Origin of the sequence: Corynebacterium sp. LK2510 (genome assembly GCF_040946405.1) — a bacterium.
GTDB lineage: Bacteria > Actinomycetota > Actinomycetes > Mycobacteriales > Mycobacteriaceae > Corynebacterium.
Genome location: NZ_JAYWLR010000043.1, coordinates 1 through 1,235, shown reverse-complemented (window position 1 = coordinate 1,235; position 1,235 = coordinate 1). Strand labels below are relative to the sequence as shown.

Annotated in this window: 1 protein-coding gene and 1 pseudogene; both read left to right on the top strand. The window is 56.6% G+C overall.

Annotated elements, in window-relative coordinates:
* Positions 1-265: 265 nt before the first annotated feature.
* Positions 266-505 carry a recombinase family protein gene (locus tag VVR41_RS10660; RefSeq protein WP_368524751.1) on the top strand — a complete coding sequence of 80 codons (240 nt, stop codon included), beginning with the start codon at positions 266-268 and terminating at the stop codon, positions 503-505.
* Positions 506-586: 81 nt separating this feature from the next.
* Positions 587-1,235 (top strand): annotated as a pseudogene (locus VVR41_RS10655) (transposase); the annotation flags it as partial.

Below are 1,235 nucleotides of genomic sequence, written 5' to 3'. Positions count from 1 at the left end.
AAGGATTTTCCTTTTGACTATTGTCATGAAGGAACTTGACCACTTAATACGAGATGACTCGTATCCGCCATCAGGTCATCGTAAATAGCTGCTACCCGACACGGCCAGAACCGTCGACTTAATGGTCTGATTGACGGAAAACGGGCCTGACCCTTGTTTGCTGGATATCTAACATCCAGCCCAGTCAGGCCGGGAAGAATTATAAGCTACACCCTAAATGAACGATTCTGAATTGCATCTTCTTCCTGTTCGGTAGGGTTAGCTTATGCCTAACGGAACAGAACCGTCACTGCCTCTAGAACTTGACGAACATCAGGACGTTGTTGTGGGGCAGAAAGTCGGTTACGCCCGGGTGAGTTCTTTGGAGCAGAACTTGGATCGCCAACTCGATCAACTCCGTGCGGCGGGGGCGTCGCAGATATATAAGGAGAAGATCGGCGGCTCGACCCGGCATCGTCCCCAGTGGTTGTATCCTTTAACGTGGTGTATCTGGAACTGCCAGTGACGACCCTCATGAGTGCGTGAGGCGGCCACCGCAGCACCTTTCGAATCCGTAACCACACATCCTCGAAGGGAAAAATCTGTGATGGCCGCTGGCCCCCATTCTATCGACCCGACCATCTACCTCGACGAACTGCTCTCTCAAGACTCACCGGACCTGATGCGGCAGATGCTGCAAGGCTTCATCAACCAGATCCTCTCGGCCCAAGCCGACCAGATCTGCGGTGCCGACTACGCCACCGTCAGCTACAACCGGACTAGCACCCGCAACGGGTACCGTCACCGCGACCTCGACACCAGAGTCGGCACCGTTGATGTCGCCGTGCCTAAGCTGCGGACCGGGTCGTTCTTCCCCGACTGGTAGCTGGTGCGCCGCACCCGTGCGGAACGTGCTCTGACCACGGTGATCGCCACCTGCTACCTGAAAGGTGCGTCCACCCGCAGGATGAATGATCTCGTCGCCACCCTGGGGATCACTAACCTGTCGAAGTCACAGGTCTCCGGCATGGCGAAAGAACTCGATGTCATGGTGGAGGACTTCCGGACCCGCCCGTTGGATACTGGCCCATATTTGTACGGGTCCTGCGACGCGTTAACCATGAAAGTGCGCGAAGGCGGCCGGGTGGTGAAAACCAGTGTTCTGTTGGCCACCGGTGTCAACGCGGAAGGCTACCGGGAGTTGTTGGGTATGCAGGTCGCCACCGCCGAATCGATCACCTCGTGGACCGGCTTCT

Bases quoted from the DNA above. Each gene is read 5' to 3' on its own strand.
- VVR41_RS10660 (WP_368524751.1), top strand. From the start codon at position 266: ATGCCTAACGGAACAGAACCGTCACTGCCTCTAGAACTTGACGAACAT.